Below are 18,513 nucleotides of genomic sequence, written 5' to 3' on the forward strand. Positions count from 1 at the left end.
TTGAAACCTCTGGGCAGTTTATTCCTGGATCACGTCGGCACCCTTCGGGATGTCGAACTTGAACTTGGATGCCGGTACCGGCTGGTTGGCCTTGACCCCGGAGAACAGGATATCGGTGCGCTGGCCGACGCTGTCAATCAGACGCATGTTGTTGATCACGCCGTTGCCAAACGACAGGGACAGCGTGTCAAAGAGCGTGTCCTTGGATTTCGGCTTAAGGGTGAATTCAATCACGTTGCTGGTCTGCTTGGAGGTAATGTCGAAGCTGTCGTTGATCTTCGACACATCGCCCGACAGCAACAGCGCTGGCGTCTGGTTCAGGCGCGGGTCGAGCTTCTTGATGGTCGCCTGCTCCAGGTCCGGGTCCCACAGGGTGACTTTTTGGCCGTCAGAGACGATGGTCTGCTCGGCCTTGCCTTCTGTGTGCCAGTAGAACAGCCCTGGGCGCTGCACAGCCATCTCGCCGGCGGTTTCCTGCAACTGGGTGCCACCGGCATCCAGCGTGAGCTGGGAGAAGCGCGCGGTCAGGGTCTGGGATTTGTCCAACAGGTTTTTCAGGCTCGCGACGGAAGCCGGGTCAGCATGAGCCGAAACAGCAGTCAGGGCCAATGCAGGCAACAACAGCATGCGGATAAGACGCATGGGAGTCCTCTTAGATTCGGTTGCAAGGCGTGCCGCGTGTTGCCACGCGGCACGTAATCAGTCACGCATCTGCGCTGGCGCAATCACTTCGCGCGAGCCGTTGGTGTTCATCGAGGTGACCACGCCGGCCATTTCCATGGCTTCGATCATGCGGGCAGCGCGGTTGTAGCCAATCTTCAGCTTGCGCTGTACGGCGGAGATCGAGGCGCGGCGGCTTTCAAGCACGAACTGCACCGCTTCGTCGTAGAGCGCATCGGTCTCGGCATCATCGTCGCCACCGCCGCTGCCACCGTCGAAGCCGCTGCCGGCCTCTTCGACGCCGGCGAGGATGTCGTCGTTGTATTCCGGGGCGCCACGCAGTTTCCAGGCTTCCACCACACGGTGCACCTCATCGTCGGAGACGAACGCGCCGTGGACACGGATCGGCAAACTGGTGCCCGGCGGCATGTAGAGCATGTCACCGTGGCCCAGCAGTTGCTCGGCGCCGCCCTGGTCGATGATGGTCCGGGAATCGATCTTGCTCGACACCTGGAACGCCATGCGGGTCGGGATGTTGGCCTTGATCAGGCCGGTGATCACGTCCACCGACGGACGCTGGGTCGCGAGGATCAAGTGGATCCCGGCGGCCCGCGCCTTCTGGGCGATACGGGCGATCAGCTCTTCGACCTTCTTGCCGACGATCATCATCATGTCGGCAAATTCGTCGACCACCACCACGATGGTCGGCAATTTGGTCAACAGCGGCGCTTCGTCGTGGATGCTTTCACGCTTGTACAACGGGTCGGTCAGCGGCGTGCCGGCGTCCTGGGCTTCCTTGACCTTGGCGTTGAAGCCCGACAGGTTACGCACACCCATCTTCGCCATCAGCTTGTAGCGCCGCTCCATCTCGGCAACGCTCCAGCGCAGGGCGTTGGCCGCATCCTTCATGTCGGTCACCACCGGGCACAACAGGTGTGGAATGCCTTCGTAGATCGACAGCTCAAGCATTTTCGGGTCGATCATGATCAGCTTGGCGTCATCCGGGCCCGACTTGAACAGGATCGACAGGATCATCGCGTTCACACCCACCGACTTACCGGAACCGGTGGTACCGGCGACCAGCAAGTGGGGCATTTTCGCCAGGTCGGTGATCACCGGCTTGCCGCCGATGTCGTGGCCCAGGGCCAGGGTGACCGGCGACTTGAAGTTGTCGTACTCCGGGGTCGACAGCACTTCGGAGAAGCGCACGATCTGCCGGTCTTCGTTGGGAATCTCGATACCGACGGTGGTCTTGCCCGGAATCACTTCCACCACCCGCACGCTGGTCACGGCCAGCGAACGCGCCAGATCCTTGGCCAGGTTGGAAATGCGGCTGACCTTGACGCCGGCAGCCGGCTGGATTTCGTAGCGGGTAATCACCGGGCCCGGGTGGATCGAATCCACCGAGACTTCGACGCCGAATTCCTTGAGCTTGATTTCCAGCAGGTGGCCGACGGCCGCCAGGGATTCAGGGGAGTAATTGAGCTGTTTCTTTTCCGCAGGATCAAGAATCGAGATCGGCGGCAAGGTGCCTTCCACGGCGCTGTCGACAAACAACGGCGCCTGTTTCTCTTTCTGCACGCGGTGGCTCGGCTCGGGGGCCTTCGGCGGCGCAGGGGCAATCACCGGCGGCACTTGCTTCTCGCGGTCCGACATGTGCTTGGTCAGGGCCTGCTCGCGTTCGATCAGGCGTTCCTTGACCTTGGCCTGCTCACGCCGGTCCGGCGTGCTCGGGGCTACCACCTCGTTGACGCGGGTATCCACCTCGCGCAGTTGCGCAACCATGCGTTTGCGGTCCACCCGGGCCGACCACCAGCGATTCGCGGCGCCCTGGAACAGTTCGAGCAGGTCGAGGGTGATCTTGCCGGTCACGTCCATGACCTTGAACCAGGACAGGTCGGTAAACACGGTGAGGCCGAACAGGAACAGCGCGATGAACATCAGGGTGCTGCCCTGGATATTCAGGGTCCTGCGCGCCAGGTCCCCGAGGCTTTCGCCCAGAGCGCCGCCGGCACCGGCCGGAAGACCGGTAGGTGCATGGAAATGGATATGGGCCAGGGCCGCGCCGGACAACACCAGGAACACCAGGCCGATCAGGCGCCAGGAGAACAGCCAGCCGCTCCATTGCCACGGCTCGTGACGCTGGCGGAAGATCTGCCAGGTCTTGATGGCCAGCAGCAACGGGAAGATGTAAGCGAAGTAACCCAGCACCATGAACAGGATGTCGGCGCTGTAGGAGCCGGCCGGACCACCGAAGTTCTGCACGTCTTCGATCTTGCTGTTGTGGCTCCAGCCTGGATCGTCCTTGCCATAGGTGAGCAAGGCCATCATCAGGAACAGGCACAGCGCGCCGATGGCGATCAGTGCACCTTCCTTGAGTCGGTAGTGCAGGTGCTGGCGCCAGGCGGGCACGACTGCGGCTTTAGGTGTTGCGGCGGATTTCTTCAAAACGGGTCTTTTCCTGCGCCTTTAGCGCGTCCATCTGTTGAATGACTGCAAAACACTGCCCAATCCGGGCAGGTAAAAAATGAACGAGTGCCAGTGGAGCTACTTTTAACACCCTGCTACTGATTCATGAAACGGCGATAACGCCCCAATGGCCGCATTGTACGGGTTTGTGTGCGCGATGCCACGCACTTGGCCCTACGTTACACAGCATAGCCAATGTTCAATTTCATAACGTTCAATTTGAGCATGCATTGTCTTTACTGACAAAGGCTTATGAGCTGTTTTTGCCAATCCAGGCTAGCTTGCCGACCGACGTACGCGATTACGACCACGCCCCCGGCATAGAGTTGCAGAAACACCCGTTCATGCTTATCTGCACCGATCCCATGTTCGGGGTAGCCCCAGAGCGTTTCGTCGACAATAATCACAGCTCTTGCAACGGACAACATCGCCGTTACCGCCCTCCCCTTCCGTAAGCCTGGATGCCATGCTGACCTGGTTACAACGCAACACCCTGACCTTCCCACCGCTGGCCAAGGCCATGCGCGAACCCAATGGCCTGCTCGCTGCCGGTGGCGACCTGTCGGCCGACCGCCTGATCCAGGCCTACCGCCACGGCTGCTTTCCCTGGTTCTCGGAAGGCCAGCCCATCCTCTGGTGGTCGCCCGACCCACGCACCGTACTGTTCCCCGATGAGCTGCACGTTTCCCGCAGCCTCGGCAAATTGTTGCGCCAGCAGCGTTACACAGTGACCTTCGACCAGGACTTCGCTGCGGTGATCCAGGCGTGCGCGGCGCCGCGCAGTTATGCCGATGGCACCTGGATCACCGAAGCCATGCAGAACGCCTACCTGCAACTGCACCAGCGCGGTTATGCGCATTCGGTGGAGGTGTGGGACGCGGGCGAACTGGTGGGCGGCCTGTACGGCCTGGCGATGGGCCAGTTGTTTTTCGGCGAGTCCATGTTCAGTCGCGCCGACAACGCCTCGAAATACGGCTTTGCCACCCTGGTTCGGCAACTACAGGCCTGGGGCTTTGTGCTGATCGACTGCCAGATGCCCACCGATCACCTGCACAGCCTCGGCGCCCGCGCCATTCCCCGCAGCGACTTCGCCAACTACCTGCGCGACCATTTGGACCAAACCAGCTCTGCTCCGTGGGTTTCCTAGGCGACTTCCCCACACCTGGCTTACACTTATTTCAAAGCTTATCCGAGGGTTGATCATGACCGAGTTGGCGCGTTTGAAGTTTTATGCCACTCAACCCCACTCATGCAGCTATCTGCCCGATGAGCAGGCCACCACGCTGTTCCTCGACCCCAGCCAGCCGATGGACGTGCATGTGTATGCCGATTTGTCGGAAATGGGCTTCCGGCGCAGCGGCGACCACCTTTACCGGCCGCACTGCCAGAACTGCAACGCCTGCGTACCGGCGCGCATCCCGGTGGCGCAGTTCCTTCCGGACCGCAACCAGAAACGCATCCTGAAGCGCAACGCCGACCTGACCGTTACCGCCACCAAACCCGGCTTCAGCGAAGAATATTTCGACCTTTACCAACGCTACATCGAACAGCGCCACGCCGACGGCGACATGTTCCCGCCCAGCCGCGACCAGTTTTCCACCTTCCTGGTGCGCGACCTGCCCTTCTCGCGCTTCTATGAGTTTCGGCTGGAGGGACGACTGGTGGCGGTCGCCGTGACTGACCTGCTGCCCAATGGCCTGTCGGCGGTCTACACCTTTTATGAGCCCGCCGAGGAACGGCGCAGCCTGGGACGCTTTGCGATCCTGTGGCAGATCGGTGAAGCCTTGCGCCTGGAATTGGAGGCGGTGTACCTCGGATACTGGATAAAAAACTGCAAAAAGATGAACTACAAGACCCAATATCGGCCCATTGAGCTGCTAATTAACCAAAGATGGGTCACGTTGAACTAGAACCTCTTGGCTTAAACACCCTTTTTCGGGCACAATGCACGCCGCTTTTGCCTGGCGCAGTTGCACCGGGCCATTCACTGGATACCGAGGGCTTTACTGCATGTCGAAAGAAGACAGCTTCGAAATGGAAGGCACTGTCGTCGACACCCTGCCCAACACCATGTTTCGTGTGGAGTTGGAAAATGGGCACGTCGTAACCGCGCATATCTCCGGCAAGATGCGCAAGAACTACATTCGTATTCTTACCGGTGACAAAGTGCGCGTCGAACTGACGCCCTATGACCTGAGCAAAGGGCGCATCACTTACCGCGCCCGTTAATCAAGTCAATACAAAACGCCCGGTTATGCCGGGCGTTTTTGTGTGCGCGCGATTTACCTGAAACCAGCAATCCCTTGTGGGAGCGGGCTTGCTCGCGAATGCGGCATATCAGTCACTGACTGTGTCGACTGGCACACCGCATTCGCGAGCAAGCCCGCTCCCACATTTGATCTGCATCGGTTTCAAGACAGCAAAAAGGCGCCTCTCGGCGCCTTTTTGTTTTGTTGCGTCAGCTATCAGGCCATTTCAGCCGTGGTTTCGAAGTCGAAGGTCAACTCGCCGTCCTTCAGATCGATATGCACCACGCCACCATGGTCTGCCAGTTCGCCAAACAGGATCTCTTCCGCCAGTGGGCGCTTGATCTTGTCCTGGATCAGGCGAGCCATTGGCCGAGCGCCCATTGCCGCGTCGTAGCCACCTTCCGCCAGCCAGTTGCGCGCCGCGTCCGAGACTTCCAGCTGCACGCGCTTGTCTTCCAACTGCGCCTGGAGCTCGGTGAGGAACTTGTCCACCACGCTTTTGATGACCTCATGGCTGAGGCGACCAAACTGAATGATGGTGTCCAGGCGGTTGCGGAACTCCGGCGTGAAACTCTTCTTGATCACTTCCATGGCGTCGGAAGAGTGATCCTGATGAGTAAAGCCAATGGAAGCCCGCGCGGCCGTTTCGGCACCGGCGTTGGTGGTCATGATCACGATCACGTTGCGGAAGTCCGCCTTGCGCCCGTTGTTGTCGGTCAGGGTGCCGTGGTCCATGACCTGCAACAGCAGGTTGAAGACTTCCGGGTGCGCCTTCTCGATTTCATCGAGCAGCAGCACGCAATGTGGCTGCTTGGTGATCGCCTCGGTCAACAGGCCGCCCTGGTCGAAGCCGACATAGCCCGGAGGCGCACCGATCAGGCGCGACACGGTGTGACGCTCCATGTACTCGGACATGTCGAAACGCACCAGCTCGATCCCCATGGCCTTGGCCAATTGCCGCGCCGCTTCGGTCTTGCCGACGCCGGTAGGCCCGGCGAACAGGAACGAACCGACCGGCTTGTCCGGCGACTTGAGGCCAGCGCGGGACAGCTTGATCGCGGTGGACAGCGAGTCGATCGCCGCATCCTGACCAAACACGGTCAGCTTGAGGTCGCGCTCCAGGTTACGCAGCAGCTCCCGATCGGAGGTGTTGACGTGTTTTGGCGGAATCCGCGCGATCTTCGCCACGATATCCTCGACCTGAGGCACGTCGATGCGTTTCACACGCTTCTCTACCGGCTGCAGGCGCTGGTAGGCACCCGCCTCGTCGATCACGTCGATGGCCTTGTCCGGCATGTGCCGGTCATTGATGTAGCGCGATGCCAGCTCGGCGGCTGCACGCAGCGCCTCATCGGTGTACTCGATGCCATGGTGCGCTTCAAAGCGCCCCTTGAGCCCGCGCAGGATGCCAATGGTGTCTTCTACCGAAGGCTCGGACACATCCACTTTCTGGAAGCGGCGCGCCAGGGCACGGTCTTTTTCGAAGATCCCGCGGAATTCCTGGAACGTGGTCGAACCGATGCAACGGATATCGCCCGAAGACAGCAGCGGCTTGAGCAGGTTCGACGCATCCATCACGCCACCGGAAGCCGCACCGGCACCGATGATGGTGTGGATTTCGTCAATGAACAGGATCGCCTGCGGGCGTTTTTTCAGCTCGCCGAGCAACGCCTTGAAGCGCTTCTCGAAATCGCCACGGTACTTGGTCCCGGCGAGCAATGCGCCCAGGTCAAGGGAGTAGACGACGCTGTTGGCCAGCAGGTCGGGCACCTGGTTATCAACAATGCGTTTGGCCAGGCCTTCGGCAATCGCGGTTTTACCCACGCCTGCCTCACCGACCAACAACGGGTTGTTCTTGCGGCGACGCGCCAGGATCTGCGCCACGCGCTCAACTTCCAGCTCACGCCCCACCAGCGGGTCGATCCGCCCCTGGCGCGCCAGTTCGTTGAGGTTGCTGGCATAAGCGTCCAGCGGGTTGCTCGAAGAAGAAGACTCACCGCCCTCGTCATCCTGCATATCCTGCTCACCTTCCGAGTGATCGCCATGCCCCGGCACCTTGGAAATGCCATGGGCGATGTAGTTGACGACATCAATACGGGCAACGCTTTGCTGCTTGAGCAGGAACACAGCCTGGCTTTCCTGCTCGCTGAAGATCGCCACGAGCACATTGGCCCCTGTGACTTCGCGCTTGCCGGAGCTCTGTACGTGGAAAACGGCACGCTGCAGTACCCGCTGGAAGCCCAGGGTTGGCTGGGTCTCGCGGTCCTCGTCATGAACGGGGATCAACGGCGTGGTGGAGTCGATAAACTCCTGCAGGTCATGCTTGAGTTTGTCGAGATTGGCACCACACGCACGCAGTACGGTGGCGGCAGCTTCGTTATCCAAAAGTGCCAGCAGCAGGTGTTCGACGGTCATGAATTCATGACGCTTCGAACGGGCCTCCTTGAAGGCAAGATTGAGGGTGACTTCGAGCTCGCGGTTTAACATAGCTTCACCTCATACCCAAGTGGTCGGAGTTAACCGTCCTTCTCGATTTCACAGAGTAGCGGATGCTGGCTTTCCCTGGCGTACTGGTTGACCTGCATGGCCTTTGTCTCGGCGATGTCGCGGGTAAACACTCCACATACTGCCCGTCCTTCTGTGTGAACGGCCAGCATTACCTTGGTCGCCAACTCGCGGTTCAGGTTAAAAAACACCTCGAGTACTTCGACGACGAAATCCATCGGTGTGTAGTCATCATTGAACAAAACCACCTTGTACATCGGCGGCGCCTGTAAAGCAGGCTTGGCCTCCTGGACAGCAATGCCTGCAGAACCGTCGTCGTCTTCTTGATGATCCGGGCGATCCTGATTGAATGTTAGTCGAATCTGGCTGATTGCATGCATGGAAAGAAAGGTTCGTCAGTGGTTCAAATACAGTGGTGGGGGCGACCTGTCAGAATTTCAACTCTGACCGACTGGTCGCCTTGACTATCGGCAAATCAGTGTTACAACCAATAGAACCCACAGTGGGTAAAAAAGGTCCGCGCAGTCAACCTTATTTATTCGGGTTAGGACGGATAAACTGGATGATACTCCAGTGATGGAGTCTGGTGCAGAGGGATATGGGCATGGCGAGCGGTAAGGTCAAGTGGTTCAACAATGCCAAGGGTTACGGCTTCATCAACGAAGACGACAAGACTGACGACCTATTTGCGCATTACTCGGCTATCCAAATGGATGGCTACAAGACACTAAAGGCAGGGCAACCGGTTTCCTTCGACATCATTCAGGGACCCAAGGGCTTGCACGCAGTGAATATCAGCGCTCCAGTCAGCGCCACTACCCCCAAAGAGGGCGTCGCTCAAAAATCAAAAAGACAACTGGCCTGATCAGCCACTGAGCAAACGCTCTAAAAAAAACCGGCCCATCAGGCCGGTTTTTTTACGCCCCTGTATCAGCTTACATATGCGAAATCAGCGCATCCCCGAACGCCGACGACGACAGCAACTTGGCGCCGTCCATCAAGCGGTGGAAGTCATAGGTCACCGTCTTGGCCGAAATGGCGCCGTTGGTACCCTTGATGATCAGGTCCGCCGCTTCGGTCCAGCCCATGTGGCGCAACATCATTTCCGCCGACAGGATCAGCGAACCCGGGTTGACCTGGTCCTTGCCGGCATACTTCGGCGCAGTACCGTGGGTGGCTTCGAACATCGCCACGGTGTCGGACAGGTTGGCGCCCGGCGCAATACCGATACCGCCCACTTCCGCCGCCAGTGCGTCGGACAGATAGTCACCGTTAAGGTTAAGGGTGGCGATCACGTCGTATTCGGCCGGGCGCAGCAGGATCTGCTGGAGCATGGCGTCGGCAATGGCGTCCTTGACCACCACATTCTTGCCGGTGCGCGGGTTCTTGAATTGCATCCACGGGCCGCCATCCAACAGGGTCGCGCCGAACTCTTCGGCCGCCACTTCGTAGGCCCATTCCTTGAAGGCACCTTCGGTGAACTTCATGATGTTGCCTTTGTGCACAATGGTCAGCGAGTCGCGGTCGTTATCCACGACATACTGCAAGGCCTTGCGCGCCAGGCGCTTGGTGCCTTCCAGGGACACCGGCTTGATGCCGATCCCGCAGTTCTGGTCGAAACGGATCTTGGTGACGCCCATCTCTTCCTTCAGGAACTTGATGACCTTGATCGCTTCCGGGGAGCCGGCTTTCCACTCGATGCCGGCGTAAATATCCTCGGAGTTCTCGCGGAAGATGGTCATGTCCACATCGCCTGGCTTCTTGACCGGGCTTGGCACGCCTTCGAACCAGCGTACCGGGCGCAGGCACACATAAAGGTCGAGCTGTTGGCGCAGGGCCACGTTCAGCGAACGGATACCGCCACCGACTGGGGTGGTCAGCGGGCCCTTGATGGAAACCACGTAGTCCTTGACCGCATCCAGGGTTTCCTGGGGCAGCCAGGTGTCCTGGTCGTAAACCTGGGTGGCCTTTTCGCCGGCATACACCTCCATCCAGGAGATTTTGCGCTTGCCGCCATAAGCCTTGTTAACAGCTGCATCGACCACCTTGATCATCACCGGGCTGATGTCGACGCCAATACCGTCACCCTCGATGAAGGGGATGATCGGGTTGTCAGGAACATTGAGAGAATGGTCTGCATTGACGGTGATTTTGTCGCCGACTGCCGGAACCTGAATCTTCTTGTATCCCATGCTGAACTCCATCTATGGATTGAACATCTGGCTGCGTTCGAGCCTACTCCAGATAAATGAGGACTGAAACCTCAGGCCCTGCACATTCGCGTCGAAAACAGCACATTTAGCGGCCTACAAGCTTGAAAGCAAAGGGAAAAGCGCCAATCTTGAGCACATCATGCGACTTTAGGCGCAACCCGCTGCCTGCGACCTTTAGACCAATGGACGACACACCTTTTGTATGAAGGCTCGGCGTAAGCATAGCGACCTATGTATAATGCCGCCGCTGACCAAAGAGTCACGACGGCCGACCGCTCTAGACAGACGCCCTCCGCCAGAAAAGCCGAGCTACTACAGTAGCTCACCCGCTTGACGCTCGACTGATGCAACCCAACATCACCGCGAAGAAACTTCGACATTTCGCTCATGGATGACTTTGAACGAACGCGCTTTACCCGGCGCATCTCGAGTTTCTGCGCATGCTTTCAGCAAAGAAGAGAGTTAATCCGAATATGCCCACCCGCTCGAAGATCATCTACACCTTCACCGACGAAGCCCCAGCCCTCGCCACCTATTCACTGCTGCCTATCGTAGAGGCCTTCACCGCTTCCGCTGATATTGCCGTGGAAACCCGCGACATTTCCCTGGCCGCGCGCATCCTCGCAAGCTTCCCCGAGCAACTGGGCGCCAAGGCCGTGCCGGACCACCTCGCCGAACTGGGCGACCTGGCCGTTACCCCTGAAGCCAACATCATCAAGCTGCCGAACATCAGTGCCTCGACCCCTCAGCTGCAAGCTGCGATCAAGGAACTGCAGGCCCAGGGCTACGCCCTGCCGGACTACCCGGAAACCGTAACCACCGACGCGGAAAAAGAAACCCGTGCACGTTACGACAAGGTCAAGGGCAGCGCCGTGAACCCGGTACTGCGCGAAGGCAACTCCGACCGCCGCGCCCCGCTGTCGGTCAAGAACTACGCTCGCAAGCACCCGCACAAAATGGGTGCCTGGGCTGCCGACTCCAAGTCCCACGTTGCCCACATGAGCAACGGCGACTTCTACGGCAGCGAGAAAGCCGTTCAGATCGAAGGCGCTGATGCCGTCAAGATCGAACTGATCGCCAAGGACGGTACTGCTACCGTCCTGAAGGAAAAAACCAGCGTACAAGCTGGCGAGATCATCGACACCGCCGTGCTGAGCAAGAAAGCCCTGCGCAGCTTCATCGCCGCTGAAATCGAAGACGCCAAGAAACAAGGCGTGCTGCTGTCGGTTCACCTGAAAGCCACCATGATGAAGGTTTCCGACCCGATCATGTTCGGCCAGATCGTTGCCGAGTTCTATAAAGACGCACTGGCCAAGCACGCTGTGGTGCTGGAGCAGATCGGCTTCAACCTGAACAACGGCATCGGCGACCTGTACGCTCGCATCAAGGCCCTGCCGGCCGATCAGCAAGCGCAGATCGAAGCCGACATCCAGGCGGTATACGCTGCTCGCCCTTCCCTGGCGATGGTCAACTCCGACAAAGGCATCACCAACCTGCACGTGCCGAGCGACGTCATCGTCGACGCATCGATGCCTGCCATGATCCGTGACTCCGGCAAGATGTGGGGCACCGACGGCCAGCTGCACGACACCAAGGCGGTGATCCCGGATCGCTGCTACGCCACTATCTACCAGGCAGTGATCGAAGACTGCAAGGCCAATGGCGCCTTCGACCCAACCACCATGGGCAGCGTGCCAAACGTTGGCCTGATGGCGAAAAAAGCCGAAGAGTACGGCTCCCACGACAAGACCTTCCAGATCAAGGCTGACGGCGTAGTCCGCGTCACCGACAGCAAGGGCAACCTGCTGATGGAACAGGCTGTTGAAGCCGGCGACATCTTCCGCATGTGCCAGACCAAAGACGCGCCGATCCAGGACTGGGTCAAACTGGCCGTCAACCGCGCCCGCGCCAGCAACACCCCGGCCATCTTCTGGCTGGACCCACAGCGCGCGCACGACGGCGTCGTGGTCGAGAAAGTTCAGGCTTACCTGAAAGACCACAACACCGAAGGCCTGGACATCCGCATCATGTCGCCGGTCGACGCGATGAAGTTCACCCTGGAACGCACCCGCAAGGGCCTGGACACCATCTCGGTGACCGGCAACGTTCTGCGCGACTACCTGACCGACCTGTTCCCGATCATGGAACTGGGCACCAGCGCCAAGATGCTGTCGATCGTGCCGCTGATGAACGGTGGCGGCCTGTTCGAAACCGGCGCTGGCGGCTCGGCTCCGAAGCATGTGCAGCAACTGGTTGAAGAGAACTTCCTGCGCTGGGATTCCCTGGGCGAGTTCCTCGCCCTGGCCGCATCCCTCGAGCATTTGGGTGTGACGTACAACAACCCGAAAGCCCTGGTACTGTCCAAGACCCTGGACCAGGCCACCGGCCAGTTCCTCGACAACAACAAGTCGCCATCGCGTAAAGTCGGCAACATCGACAACCGCGGCAGCCACTTCTACCTGGCGCTGTACTGGGCTCAAGCCCTGGCGGCCCAGACCGAAGACACTGCATTGCAAGCGCAGTTTGGCGAACTGGCCAAGACCCTGACCGCGAATGAGGCAACCATCGTTGCCGAGCTCAACGCTGTCCAGGGCAAGCCAGTGGACATCGGTGGCTACTACGCACCGAACGCCGAGCTGACCAGCAAGGCCATGCGCCCAAGCGCCACCCTCAACGCGGCAATCGCTGCGCTGGTGTAAGGTTGTAAGGATGCAAAGAAGCCCCGGCCCTGTGCCGGGGTTTCTGTTTCTGGACATGGCGCTTTTATTGAAGAAACCCAATCAAAATGTGGGAGCGGGCTTGCTCGCGAATGCGGTGGATCAGTCAATACCTCTTTAACTGACACGCCGTATTCGCGAGCAAGCCCGCTCCCACACTGAATGCAATCGCGCCTGAAGACAGCGTTACACCTTGAATCGAGGCACTTTATGACCTGGCTCCCCCACATCACCGTCGCCACCATCGTCGAAGACAACGGCCGCTTCCTGATGGTCGAAGAACTCAAGGGCGGCCGCGCCGTGCTCAACCAGCCCGCCGGCCACCTCGACCCGAACGAAACCCTGACCGAGGCCGCCGTGCGCGAAACCCTCGAAGAGACCGGCTGGGACGTCGAAGCCACCGGGATTGTCGGGATTTACCTGTACACCGCTCCCAGCAATGGCGTGACCTATCAGCGCGTATGCTTCATCGCCAAGGCCCTGCAACACCACCCGGACTACCCACTGGACGACGGTATTCTGCGCGCCCGCTGGCTGACCCGTGACGAATTGATGGCCCTGCGCGAAGACTGGCGCAGCGAGCTGATTATCCGCTGCATCGACGATTATCTGGCCGGCCAGCGCCACAGCCTCGAATTGATCCGCCCTTCTCTTTAGCCTTGCAGACGCGAGCCTGCTAGAATCGCGTCCTTTTTAAAGACTCCCGTTGAAATCCTATGCGTGATCCAGCCCCTTCTGACACACAAAAGAAGCGCGTCATCGTCGGTATGTCCGGCGGCGTGGATTCTTCCGTTTCCGCCGTTCTGCTCATGGAGCAGGGTTATGAGGTGGAAGGCCTGTTCATGAAGAACTGGGAAGAAGACGATGGAACGGAATATTGCACCGCCATGGACGACTTGGCGGATGCCCAGGCCGTCTGCGACAAAATCGGCATCAAGCTGCACACCGCCAACTTCGCCGCCGAGTACTGGGACAACGTGTTCGAGCACTTCCTGGCCGAATACAAGGCCGGTCGCACGCCGAACCCGGACATCCTGTGTAACCGCGAGATCAAGTTCAAGGCGTTCCTCGACTACGCGATGATCCTCGGTGCCGATCTGATTGCTACTGGCCACTACGTGCGCCGTCGCGACATCGATGGCCGCACCGAACTGCTCAAGGGCCTGGACGCCAACAAGGACCAGAGCTACTTCCTGCACGCCGTCGGCGGCGAACAGATCGCCAAGACCCTGTTCCCGGTGGGCGAGCTGGAAAAACCCGAAGTGCGCGCCATTGCCGAGAAACACGGCCTGACCACCGCCAAGAAGAAGGATTCCACCGGGATCTGCTTTATCGGCGAGCGCCGTTTCAGCGACTTCCTCAAACAGTACCTGCCGGCGCAACCGGGCGAGATCAAGACCACCGAAGGCGAGATCATCGGCCGTCACCACGGCTTGATGTACCACACCATCGGCCAGCGCCAGGGCCTGGGCATCGGCGGCCTGAAAGACGCCGGCGAAGAGCCGTGGTACGTGCTGGTCAAGGACCTGGAGCACAACGAGCTGATCGTGGGCCAGGGCAATGACCACCCATGGCTGTTCTCCCGCGCCCTGCTGGCCTCGGACATCTACTGGGTCAACCCGGTGGACCTCAGCAGCCCGCGCCGCCTGACGGCCAAAGTGCGCTATCGCCAGAGCGACCAGCCCTGCACCCTGGAAAAAACCGCCACCGGCTATCGCACCACCTTCGACGACCCGCAGCGCGCCGTAACGCCGGGCCAATCGGTAGTGTTCTATGACGGAGAGATTTGCCTGGGGGGCGGTGTGATCGAAGTTGCCGAACCCTGGAGCAGCCAGGCATGAGCCCGACCCAGGAGCAACTGACGGCACTGGGCGGCGTGTTTCTCGCCGCGGTGCTGGTGGACAAGATCGCCAAGACCGGCCAGGTCACCGAGGCAGGCCTGACCTGCATGCTCGGCAGCCTGCTGATCCGCGACCCGAAGGACACCCTGGAAGTGTACGGCGGCGACGACCTGGCCCTGCGCGAAGGTTATCGCGCACTGGTCGGTGCCCTCGAGCGCGACCCAAGCACCTTGCAGCGCGAGCCGCTGCGCTACGCCCTGTCGATGCTCGGCCTGGAGCGTCAATTGGCCAAGCGCGACGACCTGCTGGACACCATCGGCAAGCGCCTGCCGCAGATCCAGTCCCAGGTCGAGCATTTTGGCCCGGCCCACGAAAACGTGATCGCAGCCTGTGGCGCCCTGTACCAGGACACCCTGAGCACCTTGCGCCAGCGGATCCAGGTGCACGGCGATATGCGCAACCTGCAACAACCAAACAACGCCTCGAAAATCCGCGCCCTGCTGTTGGCCGGTATTCGTTCGGCGCGGTTATGGCGCCAATTGGGCGGTCATCGCTGGCAGTTGGTGGTCAGCCGACGCAAATTGCTGAAAGAGCTTTACCCGTTGATGCGCAACGAATAAGTCGCAGCAACCGATTTTTTTATAGCCCCACGCGTAATACGCCGGTCAGTTGGCAACGGACCGGCGGATTTTTTCATGTATGATACGCGCCCCATTTCGTTGCCCGACTGTCCGAGAACACCCCATGCAGCTTTCTTCGCTCACTGCGGTTTCCCCTGTTGACGGCCGCTACGCCGGCAAAACCCAGGCCCTGCGCCCTATTTTCAGCGAATACGGCTTGATCCGTGCTCGTGTTCTGGTTGAAGTGCGCTGGCTCCAGCGCCTGGCCGCTCACCCTGGCATCAGCGAAGTGCCGGCGTTCTCCGCCGAAGCCAACGCTGTGCTGAACGCCCTGGCGGAAAACTTCGCTCTGGAGCACGCCGAGCGTGTCAAAGAGATCGAGCGCACCACCAACCACGACGTTAAAGCCATCGAATACCTGCTCAAAGAGCAAGCGGCCAAGCTGCCGGAACTGGCCAAAGTCAGCGAGTTCATCCACTTTGCCTGCACCAGCGAGGACATCAACAACCTGTCCCACGCCCTGATGCTGCGCGAAGGCCGTGATGACGTGATGCTGCCACTGATGCGCCAGACTGCCGACGCCATCCGCGAACTGGCGATCCGTTTCGCCGACGTTCCGATGCTGTCGCGCACCCACGGCCAGCCGGCTTCGCCGACCACCCTGGGTAAAGAACTGGCCAACGTGGTGTACCGCCTGGAGCGCCAGATCGCTCAAGTCGCGGCCGTACCGCTGCTGGGCAAGATCAACGGCGCCGTAGGCAACTACAACGCCCACCTGTCAGCCTATCCTGAGATCGACTGGGAAGAAAACGCCCGCGCCTTCATCGAAGACGAACTGGGCCTGGGTTTCAACCCGTACACCACGCAAATCGAACCCCACGACTACATCGCCGAGCTGTTCGACGCGATTGCGCGCTTCAACACCATCCTGATCGACTTCGATCGCGATATCTGGGGCTACATCTCCCTGGGCTACTTCAAGCAGCGCACCATTGCCGGCGAAATCGGTTCGTCGACCATGCCGCACAAGGTCAACCCGATCGACTTCGAAAACTCCGAAGGCAACCTCGGGATCGCCAACGCCCTGTTCCAGCACCTGGCCAGCAAGTTGCCAATCTCCCGCTGGCAGCGCGACCTGACCGACTCCACCGTACTGCGCAACCTCGGCGTGGGCTTCGCCCACAGCGTGATCGCGTACGAAGCCAGCCTCAAAGGCATCAGCAAACTGGAGCTCAACGAGCAGAAGATCGCCGCTGACCTGGACGCTTGCTGGGAAGTGCTGGCCGAGCCGATCCAGACCGTGATGCGCCGCTACAACATCGAAAACCCGTACGAGAAGCTCAAAGAGCTGACCCGCGGCAAGGGCATCACCTCCGAAGCGCTGCAAACTTTCATTGACGGCCTGGATATGCCAGCCGCCGCCAAAGCCGAGCTGAAACTGCTCACCCCGGCCAACTACATCGGCAACGCTGTGGCTCAAGCCAAACGCATCTGATAGAAGCTTGACCCTTTGAGACGCCCGGCAGCGCCGGGCGTTTTTATTCCCGTCTGAAAAGTGCTTTTTTTCAATAGGTTACACATGAATCCTGACATTCCTCTTCAACTTCTGGGCGGCATCACGGCACGGGAATTCCTGCGCGACTACTGGCAGAAAAAACCCCTGCTGATCCGCCAGGCCATCCCTGACTTCGAAAGCCCGATCGACGCCGACGAACTGGCCGGCCTGGCGCTGGAAGAAGAAGTCGAGTCGCGCCTGATCATCGAACACGGCGAACGCCCGTGGGAGTTGCGCCGCGGCCCGTTCGCCGAAGATGCCTTCAGCACCCTGCCCGAGCGCGAGTGGACCCTGCTGGTGCAGGCGGTCGACCAGTTCGTGCCGGAAGTGGCCGAACTGCTGGAAAACTTCCGCTTCCTGCCAAGCTGGCGCATTGACGATGTGATGATCAGCTACGCCGCCCCGGGTGGCAGCGTGGGCCCGCACTTCGACAACTACGACGTGTTCCTGCTGCAAGGTTCCGGCAAGCGCAACTGGAAGATCGGCCAGATGTGCAACTCCGAAAGCCCCCTGCTGCAACACGCGGACCTGCGCATCCTCGCTGAATTCGAAGAGACCGCCGAATGGGTGCTGGAACCGGGCGACATGCTCTACCTGCCGCCCCGCCTGGCCCACTGCGGCGTGGCCGTGGATGATTGCATGACCTACTCCGTAGGCTTCCGCGCCCCGAGCGCCGCTGAAGTGCTGACCCACTTCACCGACTTCCTCAGCCAGTACCTGACTGACGAAGAGCGCTACACCGACGCCGATGCCCAGCCGGTCAGCGACCCGCACCAGATCCAGGGCGACGCCCTCGACCGCCTGAAAAGCCTGTTGGCCGAGCACATGAGCGACGAGCGCATGCTGCTGACCTGGTTCGGCCAGTTCATGACCGAGCCGCGCTACCCGGAACTGGTCGCCGGCCCGGAAGTGGAAGAAGAAGACCTGCTGGGCAGCCTGGAAAACGGCGCCGTGCTGATCCGCAACCCGAGCGCCCGCCTGGCCTGGTCCGAAGTCGACGACGACCTGCTGCTGTTCGCCAGCGGCCAGAGCCGCCTGTTGCCGGGCAAGCTGCGGGAACTGCTGAAGCTGGTGTGCGCCGCCGACGCCCTGCACATCGACAACCTCGGCCCATGGCTGGCGGATGAAGATGGCTGCGCCCTGCTGTGGGAACTGGTCAAGCAAGGGAGCCTGGGGTTTGCCGATGAATAAGATTCACGTAAGTGTCGCGGACTGGCAAAAGGATATCGCCGAGATACGGCGCATTCGTGAAGCGGTATTTATCGCTGAACAATCGGTTCCACCGGAGCTGGAATGGGATGCAGACGACGCGAGTGCCGTGCATTTCCTGGCGTTCGAAGGCGACTTTCCCATCGGTACTGCACGCCTGCTGCCTACCGGCGAGATCGGCCGCGTGTCGGTTCTCAAGGACTGGCGCGGCCTGAAGGTCGGCGACAAGCTGATGGAAGCGGTGATCGGCGTGGCCGAGAAACGCGGCCAGACCCGGCAGATCCTCAGTGCACAGGTCCATGCGGCGCCGTTTTATGAGCGCCTGGGCTTCAAGATCGTCAGCGATGAGTTCCTGGAAGTCGGGATTCCTCACGTTGATATGGTGCGCGAGGGCTGATCCGAGACCGCGCCGCGCCCTTCGCAGGCAAGCCAGCTCCCACATTCGATCCAGTACATCCTTTGGAATGAGGTCAAA

16 protein-coding genes are annotated in these 18,513 nt (G+C 60.1%); 11 read left to right on the forward strand and 5 right to left on the reverse strand.

The features are described 5' to 3' along the window. Positions 1-18 precede the first annotated feature (18 nt). Together lolA and ftsK are read right to left on the reverse strand one after the other, a co-directional pair. A complete protein-coding gene (gene lolA / locus HX801_RS29275) occupies positions 19-642 on the reverse strand; it encodes an outer membrane lipoprotein chaperone LolA (protein WP_003219615.1) in 624 nt (207 codons plus the stop codon). A 57-nt stretch (positions 643-699) separates the two neighbouring features. After that, positions 700-3,108 carry a DNA translocase FtsK gene (gene ftsK / locus HX801_RS29280; RefSeq protein ID WP_003219614.1) on the reverse strand — a complete coding sequence of 803 codons (2,409 nt, stop codon included), beginning with the start codon at positions 3,106-3,108 and terminating at the stop codon, positions 700-702. Between the two features lie 487 nt (positions 3,109-3,595). Here ftsK and aat point away from each other — a divergent pair, with 487 nt between their 5' ends. The 3 genes from aat to infA all read left to right on the forward strand — a co-directional run bounded on the left by aat (position 3,596) and on the right by infA (position 5,358). Then, positions 3,596-4,276: a leucyl/phenylalanyl-tRNA--protein transferase gene (gene aat, locus HX801_RS29285; protein WP_003219611.1), complete on the forward strand. Its 681-nt coding sequence runs from the start codon at positions 3,596-3,598 to the stop codon at positions 4,274-4,276. Between the two features lie 55 nt (positions 4,277-4,331). Then, the gene (locus HX801_RS29290; RefSeq protein ID WP_003219609.1) at positions 4,332-5,039 is read left to right on the forward strand and encodes an arginyltransferase; all 708 of its coding nucleotides are present in this window, start codon (positions 4,332-4,334) and stop codon (positions 5,037-5,039) included. A 100-nt stretch (positions 5,040-5,139) separates the two neighbouring features. Continuing rightward, positions 5,140-5,358, forward strand: a complete 219-nt coding sequence (infA, locus tag HX801_RS29295) for a translation initiation factor IF-1 (protein ID WP_002553999.1) — start codon at positions 5,140-5,142, stop codon at positions 5,356-5,358. 236 nt (positions 5,359-5,594) lie between these two features. Here infA and clpA read toward each other — a convergent pair whose 3' ends face one another. After that, positions 5,595-7,865: an ATP-dependent Clp protease ATP-binding subunit ClpA gene (gene clpA / locus HX801_RS29300; protein ID WP_003219606.1), complete on the reverse strand. Its 2,271-nt coding sequence runs from the start codon at positions 7,863-7,865 to the stop codon at positions 5,595-5,597. 29 nt (positions 7,866-7,894) lie between these two features. Further along, positions 7,895-8,263 (reverse strand): ATP-dependent Clp protease adapter ClpS, encoded by a 369-nt coding sequence (clpS, locus tag HX801_RS29305; RefSeq protein ID WP_003219604.1) that lies wholly within the window; start codon positions 8,261-8,263, stop codon positions 7,895-7,897. 224 nt (positions 8,264-8,487) lie between these two features. On the opposite strand from clpS, the gene cspD reads away from it, so the two are divergent. Next, entirely contained in the window at positions 8,488-8,748 is a 261-nt protein-coding gene (gene cspD, locus HX801_RS29310) for a cold shock domain-containing protein CspD (protein ID WP_023658953.1), read from the forward strand. A 70-nt stretch (positions 8,749-8,818) separates the two neighbouring features. On the opposite strand, the gene icd is transcribed toward cspD, so the two are convergent. Further along, the gene (gene icd / locus HX801_RS29315; protein WP_003219599.1) at positions 8,819-10,075 is read right to left on the reverse strand and encodes an NADP-dependent isocitrate dehydrogenase; all 1,257 of its coding nucleotides are present in this window, start codon (positions 10,073-10,075) and stop codon (positions 8,819-8,821) included. 494 nt (positions 10,076-10,569) lie between these two features. On the opposite strand from icd, the gene HX801_RS29320 reads away from it, so the two are divergent. The 7 genes from HX801_RS29320 (at position 10,570) to HX801_RS29350 (ending at position 18,435) form a co-directional block, all read left to right on the forward strand. Next, positions 10,570-12,795, forward strand: coding sequence for an NADP-dependent isocitrate dehydrogenase (locus HX801_RS29320; RefSeq protein WP_087693052.1), 2,226 nt, complete (start codon positions 10,570-10,572; stop codon positions 12,793-12,795). A 228-nt stretch (positions 12,796-13,023) separates the two neighbouring features. After that, positions 13,024-13,470 carry an NUDIX hydrolase gene (locus HX801_RS29325; protein WP_008431568.1) on the forward strand — a complete coding sequence of 149 codons (447 nt, stop codon included), beginning with the start codon at positions 13,024-13,026 and terminating at the stop codon, positions 13,468-13,470. 59 nt (positions 13,471-13,529) lie between these two features. After that, positions 13,530-14,654, forward strand: coding sequence for a tRNA 2-thiouridine(34) synthase MnmA (gene mnmA / locus HX801_RS29330; RefSeq protein WP_177023235.1), 1,125 nt, complete (start codon positions 13,530-13,532; stop codon positions 14,652-14,654). After that, entirely contained in the window at positions 14,651-15,274 is a 624-nt protein-coding gene (hflD, locus tag HX801_RS29335; RefSeq protein WP_003219586.1) for a high frequency lysogenization protein HflD, read from the forward strand. The genes mnmA and hflD overlap by 4 nt, the downstream gene beginning before the upstream one ends. A 124-nt stretch (positions 15,275-15,398) precedes the next feature. Next, positions 15,399-16,769 (forward strand): adenylosuccinate lyase, encoded by a 1,371-nt coding sequence (gene purB / locus HX801_RS29340; protein WP_003219584.1) that lies wholly within the window; start codon positions 15,399-15,401, stop codon positions 16,767-16,769. 84 nt (positions 16,770-16,853) lie between these two features. Then, on the forward strand, positions 16,854-18,020 hold the full coding sequence (locus HX801_RS29345) for a cupin domain-containing protein (RefSeq protein ID WP_003219582.1): 1,167 nt from the start codon (positions 16,854-16,856) through the stop codon (positions 18,018-18,020). Next, positions 18,013-18,435 carry a GNAT family N-acetyltransferase gene (locus tag HX801_RS29350; RefSeq protein WP_003219580.1) on the forward strand — a complete coding sequence of 141 codons (423 nt, stop codon included), beginning with the start codon at positions 18,013-18,015 and terminating at the stop codon, positions 18,433-18,435. The genes HX801_RS29345 and HX801_RS29350 overlap by 8 nt, the downstream gene beginning before the upstream one ends. The last annotated feature ends 78 nt before the right edge of the window (positions 18,436-18,513 follow it).

The sequence above is a fragment of the Pseudomonas sp. G1002 genome, assembly GCF_013385455.1.
Lineage (GTDB): Bacteria > Pseudomonadota > Gammaproteobacteria > Pseudomonadales > Pseudomonadaceae > Aquipseudomonas.